The 6,128-nt window shown below is 62.2% G+C and carries 3 protein-coding genes; 1 reads left to right on the forward strand and 2 read right to left on the reverse strand.

Annotated elements, in window-relative coordinates:
- Nucleotides 1-87: 87 nt before the first annotated feature.
- Nucleotides 88-378 (forward strand): DUF3817 domain-containing protein, encoded by a 291-nt coding sequence (locus VE23_RS13980; protein WP_048748481.1) that lies wholly within the window; start codon nt 88-90, stop codon nt 376-378.
- Nucleotides 379-544: 166 nt separating this feature from the next.
- Here the strand turns inward: VE23_RS13980 and VE23_RS25890 are convergent, their stop codons facing one another.
- Both VE23_RS25890 and VE23_RS13995 read right to left on the reverse strand, forming a co-directional pair.
- Nucleotides 545-3,604, reverse strand: coding sequence for a glycoside hydrolase family 3 C-terminal domain-containing protein (locus VE23_RS25890; protein WP_049868310.1), 3,060 nt, complete (start codon nt 3,602-3,604; stop codon nt 545-547).
- A 752-nt stretch (nt 3,605-4,356) separates the two neighbouring features.
- Complete coding sequence (locus tag VE23_RS13995) at nt 4,357-5,697, reverse strand: serine hydrolase domain-containing protein (RefSeq protein ID WP_198156171.1); 1,341 nt, start codon at nt 5,695-5,697, stop codon at nt 4,357-4,359.
- Between the last annotated feature and the right edge of the window lie 431 nt (nt 5,698-6,128).

Raw genomic sequence — 6,128 nt, forward strand, 5'->3', positions numbered from 1 at the left:
GCTGCCGATTAGAGCGAAACCGCGCCCCCCTCCGAGCGTGTTACCTAGGGACGCCTTATGTCCAAGAAACCGTCTAGGAGGCTCTCTATGCTTACCAATGCCGTCGGCCGCTTCCGTCTCATCAGCCTGCTCGAAGGCTCGTCCTTTCTGATCCTGCTCTTCATCGCCATGCCTCTGAAATATTGGGGAGACTGGCATGCGGGAGTCACGATCGTAGGAGGCGCGCACGGAGCCCTGTTCGTCCTGTATATGTTCGCCCTTCTGCATGCCGTCATCGTCGCCCGCTGGAAGCTGGCGCGCGTGGCCGGCGCCGTCGCAGCCGCCTTCATCCCTTTCGGCACGTTCGTGCTCGACTCGCGCATCCGCAAAAATCCGTAGGCTGCCTGTTCCGACGCAAGGGGCAGGACGCCGCTTGTCAGCCCTCCCGCTGGCAGGCGGCTTTTTTTTCCAATTGCGGCGCGACGGCAAGCCAAATAGGGGCTGTATCCGGAGCGTCGCGCCTTTTCCGGGTACAGCCCTTATTTTCCAAGCCTTTTGGCAAGCTTTATTGAAGCCGGAATCGCGATAAGCGGACATCGCCGCGCAGCACGATGGCAAGCGGCCTGCTGATCATTCGCTCCGGCAGCGCCGGCAGCTCCACTTTCCCTGTGAGGCGAGTCCAGGCCTGCGGGCCTCCGGTGCGCGGCACCGGGCAGAAGCCGACGAGCAGCCCTTCCGGGCCGTCCAGCCGCAGCTCGATCATGCCCGCTTCCGCGCCGGCGGCATACGCCTCGAACCCCGCTCCGCCTTCCGGCAGCAGGCAGTCGCGGTACAGCAGCCAGCCGCTTCCGCCGGCAGGAGCCGCGCTGTCCCCGCCGTCCGTGCACGCATCGATGCGGATCGAGCCGCAATCATCGTAGCTGACGGCCGGAATCCAGGTCTCCAGGCAGCGAGGCGGAATCTCCTCCCCTGCGATCTCCAGCTCCGCCGTGCAGCGGATATCCGCCGAGCTCGCTCCTGCCATCAGCGTGCAGCTGCCGCGCTCCAGCGAGAAGCGGCTGCGGGTCACATCCCACACCTCCAGCTCCCGGCTGTCGAGCTCGAACGGAACCGTCGCCGTCTCTCCCGGCTGCAGCGTCACCCGCTTGAATCCGGCCAGCTTGCGAAGCGGCCGCTTGACGCGGGAGCCTTCTACCCGGACATACAGCTGAACGACCTCGTCCGCTGCCGTTTGGCCTGCGTTGGCGACCTCAAGCGAGACGATAACGCTCTCTCCGCCCGCGACGGCTTCGCGGTCGGCGGTCAGCTCGCCGTAGCGGAATTCCGAATAGGACAGTCCGTGCCCGAACGGATACAGCACCTCGCCCGGCCAATATTGATACGTGCGGCCTTGCCGGATCACATCGTAGTCGAACAGCGACGGCAGACCTTCCTCCGAGAGGTACCAGGTCATCGGCAGGCGGCCCGCCGGACTGTAATCCCCGAACAGCGCTCCCGCCACCGCGCTTCCGAGCTCCTGTCCCGCATGGCACACCTGAAGAAGGGAAGGAACGGCTTCCTCCGTCCCTTGCAGCGCGAACGGATAGCTGCTCACGAGCACGACGGCCGTCCGCGGATTGGCGGCCGCGACCGCCCGGATAAGAGCTTGCTGGGACTCCGCCAGCGCCAGGCCGGGACGATCGGCGTCCTCCTTGCCTCCGATGAACGGCTGGTTGCCGACGACGACGACGGCAGCCGATGCAGACGCCGCTGCCGCTGCCGCCGTCTCCAGGCCGCGGCTGACAATCTCAATCGCGAACCGCTCCGAGTCGGACGGCTTCTGCCGCAGCCTCATGCGCTCGGCCCTTGCCGCCTCCTCGGCGGCACCGGGATTGGCGGCGTCGGCAGCGTCGAATACCTCTGGGCCCTCTTGCGAGACGGGCATCAGCCTGCCTTCAGGAGTCATGCCGACCGGGGTGCCGTTCCAGGTCAGCAGCAGAACGCCTTCCTCCCCCTCAAGGATGGAAAATACCTCCTTCACGAACCAGCCGCGGGCTTCCTGCGCTGCGGACTCCAGCCCTTCCTCGCCTTCCGTGACGAGGAGGCTGCTGGAAAGGGCGCGGAGGGTGATATTGCCGTATCCCCAATCCGTCAGCTCAAAGCGTTCGGCTGACTCGCTGTTCTCTTCGTCAGCCGCCAATATCCGGGCTTGGCCGACATATAGACCGCTCGACAGGCTGCGCAGCCGGACGATGTCGCAGCCCGTATGGAACACCGCCTCCCCATCGGAGCCCAGCCGGTCCCGGATGCCCGCGAGCGGTGTTACCCGGTAAGGCGGAGTACCGCTGTACCAATCCACGAACGCCTCGTCCGCCAGCGGCCCGATGACCGCGATGGACCCCTTCGCCGGAAGCGGCAGCAAGGGAGACTTGCCTTGAGCCTCTTCGGGCAGCGATTCCGGGGTACCGCCCGGAGCCTCGTTGCGCAGCAATCCCGGAGTCCCGTCCAAAGCCCCGATGCCCAGCGGTTCCGGAGTCCTGCTCGAAGCCTCGTTGCGCAGCGATTCCGGGGTCCCGCCCGGAGCCTCGTTGCGCAGCAGCACGACCGACTCGCTGGCCGCGCGTCGCGCCAGCGCCGCGTGCTCCGGGGCGCACAGCCTCGATTCCGGCACGTCCGCATACGGATTTTCAGCATCCCATTCGCCCAGACGAATCCGCACCGAGAACGTATGAACGAGCGCGCGATCGAGGTCGCACTCCTCCAGCAGCCCCCGCTCCAGCGCGTCGCGCACCGCCCGGTGCACCGTCTCGGAGTCATCGGTGATGCTGTCGATGCCGCTGCGGATGGACTGCGCCACCGCCTCGGCATACGAAGGCAGGAAGCCGTGGTCGTTCACGGTGCCGAGCACATCTCCCGCATCGCTGACGACAAAGCCGTCCATGCCCCACTCGTCCCGGACGATGCCGTTCACGTCCTCGAGCAGATTGCACGGTATTCCGTTCACGCTATTATAAGCCGTCATCATGGATACCGCACCGCCCTCGCGGAACGCCGGCTCGAATGCCTTGAGGTAATACTCCCGCTTGCCCCGGGGATCAATGCTCGCCGAGAAGAAGCCGCGCCCCTTCTCGTTGTTGTTGGCATAGAAATGCTTCAGCGTCGCCGCCGCCCGCAGGTAGAACGGATCGTCTCCCTGCATGCCCCGCACCAGCGCCGCGGTCAGCTTGCCCGTCAAATAAGGATCCTCTCCGTAGGCTTCCTCCGTGCGTCCCCAGCGCGGATCCCGCTCCATATCGACCGTGGGAGCCCAGATCGTCAGGCCGTTGCGCTCCGGATCGCGGCCGTAATACACTCTCGCCTCCTCGGAAATAACCTCTCCGATCTCTTTCATGAGCCCGTCATTCCAAGTGGCGGCAAGCCCGATCGGCTGCGGGAACACCGTCGCTTCCCCGAGCCAGGCGATTCCGTGCGCCCCCTCGGTTCCATGCTTGTATTTGGCGATGCCGAGGCGCGGAATCTCTTCCTGATACTGGCTCATCAGCGAGATCTTCTCCTCCAGCGTCAGCAGGGCTACGAGGTTCTCGGCCCGCTCCTTCAGCGGCAGGCCGGGGTTAAGAAAGGGGTACGCGTACGTTCCGGTGCTCATGGTCGGCAGCTCCTTTGTCTCGTCTCGATTTCTCTCTGCCCTTCCCGGACAAAAGAGGACTGAGACTAGCATAAGGGGGAACAGACGCTGCCGGTACCCCGCAAATCGATGGCGTTTTCATGCTTGATTTAGAGATGAAACTTTTCGCCAATCTGCGCCCTTTGCTCCTCTGCCAGCTTCTCGATGGACAGCAACTCGGCAGACGGTATCGGGTTTTATGGATCATGCGAACGTATCCTAACCATCCCTTTATCTGCTATCGGACATACGATCCGCTATTCCGCTGATTTTGACCCCGTTTCAATTTTTATCGGACATACAATCCGCTATTCCGGATTTTATATTGCCATTGCAGTAGGAATCGGAGAAATAAGGGATCGTATGTCCGATACAGATGTCCAAATGCGAATTTCGCCTGAATAACGGATCCTATGTCCGATATGCCCGTAATTGCTGCTCCGATCTGCTGTCCGGTCTGCTGTCTGATCAGTGTTCCGACCCGCTTTTCGTTCTGCTGTCCGACCCGCTGTCTAATCACGGCTTCGATCTGCTGTCCGATCTCCTCTCTGATCAGCGCTCCCGTCGCCGCCCGCTTCGTTTGGCCCATCCGACCCCATCACTCTCCCGCCGCCGGCCCAATGGCATAGCCGGTACCCGTTCCCTAACAAGAGAGAAGAACCGATGCGGGCGACATCAACCCGATATGGACAACGAAAAGACCGCCAGGAAAAGGCGGCCTCAATGTTCGGAGCTTAAGGGTTCATCTTCTGCACGGAATCACGAAGCCTCTCGCGCAGATGCTCCGACTCCGGGAACAGGCGGAGCCCGAGCTCCAGAACCTGCAGCGCTTCGCCGGCATACCCGTTCTCCTCCAGCGGATAGGCGATATAGCTGAAATCGTCGGCCGAGACGGCATACCGCTCCACTCCGTCATGGAGGATCTGCCGGTACTCGTCCCAAGCCGCATCGATCCCGCCGGACAAGGCGATGCCGGTCAAATAATGGGCCAGATTGCGCTGGACTTCGCCAGTTCCTTCCCCGAGCAGCAGGTCCAGAATGCCTTTCATCAGCACCTTGAGACCGACATAGTCGCCGTTCATCATGAGGGTAACGCCTAAGCCTGCCTCCGGCAAGAGCACCAGATAACTGCGGAAGCCGGTATCTTGCCCGGTATGGGATACAGCTCTGCGTCCTTGGTAAGCGCCCGTGAACCAGCCGAGGGCGATTCCATCCAGCCAATCTCCATAGCCCAGGCCGACCCGGGTGCCCCACATCTCCCCTTGGCTGCCTTCCTCAAGCAGCCCCTTCCCCTCTGCCCCCTGCTCCGGCTTCAAGTAAGCCAGCATGAGCCGGCAGCTGTCTACCGCGTTCATATACAACGTCGAGCTCGGTCCATGCGCCCGGTGATAAGGAAAAACGAGGCTTTTCTGCGGTCCGTAGCGTCCTTCGGGAACACCGAGAATATGCGGGGCCGCCAGCTGTGACGCCGGCACCTCCGCCAACAGGAAGGTGCTCTCTTCCATCCCGGCAGGCCGCAGCACATGCTCCCGCATGTACGCCTCGAAGGACATTCCGCTGACCTTGGCGATGACGTCTCCCAGCAGCTCGAAACCGATATTGCTGTAGGCATGCTCCTCGCCGGGATTCCGGTCCAGGCTGCGTGCGGCGAGGGCGCGTACATACCGCTCCAGACTGCCCTCGTCATCCTCCGGCGAGTCCCACTGGAAGTCCTCCTCGTCGGGCATGCCGGAAGTATGGCTGAGCAGGTCGCGGATCGTCACCTCGCGTTCCCGGCCGTCGGCGAGCTTGAAGTAAGGGACGCAGTCGCTCGCAGGAGCGTCCAGATTCAGTCGGCCTTGCTCCGCCAGCTGCATGACGGCCGTAGCTACCAGAGGCTTGGATACCGATGCCAGGTGAAAAAGAGTGTGCTCGTCCACGGGCTCGCCCGTCCCGGCGTCGCGGATTCCGTATCCGCGGGCAAAAACTCCATCTGGGGCAACGATGCCCACCGCAAGTCCGGGCAGCGGCTCCTGCGCCGCGAAGCCGGCCAGCAAAGCGTCCAGGCGCTCCATGGCGCGATCATGTCGACTCATGATGATTCCTCCCATTAATTATTCTGTTTTTTATAGAGAGTCAGGAAAATCAATGAGTCATACCAATGGATTCACGCCCTTCCGTACTGGCTTCATTCTAACCGGGTTCCGGCCACAATGGCGGGTAGAAAACAGGTAGAGAATGGAATGCGGCAATCCGTTCCAAGGAGGGCTGGCTGGAACTGAGCGGATCGGCTCTCCGAATGCCTCTGTCCGCCATACAACGGCTGACGCCGCACGAGCTTTAGTCCGGCTGCAGGTACAATTCGCCTTTATTTGTTCTCCCCCTTGATAAAAATGACCCAAAAAGGCTATGCTAAAGCCACTTATTTTCAACAGAGGAGGCCGATGTCAAATGACGACTGCATACGCGACTTACAAGCTGATTGTCCCGACGCCGGTCCCTGACGGAGCAAGCCGACTCTGATCCG

The sequence above is a fragment of the Paenibacillus sp. D9 genome, from assembly GCF_001188365.1.
Taxonomy (GTDB): domain Bacteria; phylum Bacillota; class Bacilli; order Paenibacillales; family Paenibacillaceae; genus Paenibacillus_O; species Paenibacillus_O humicus.

Bases quoted from the DNA above. Each gene is read 5' to 3' on its own strand.
- VE23_RS13980 (WP_048748481.1), top strand. From the start codon at position 88: ATGCTTACCAATGCCGTCGGCCGCTTCCGTCTCATCAGCCTGCTCGAA.
- VE23_RS13995 (WP_198156171.1), bottom strand. From the start codon at position 5,697: ATGAGTCGACATGATCGCGCCATGGAGCGCCTGGACGCTTTGCTGGCC.
- VE23_RS25890 (WP_049868310.1), bottom strand. From the start codon at position 3,604: ATGAGCACCGGAACGTACGCGTACCCCTTTCTTAACCCCGGCCTGCCG.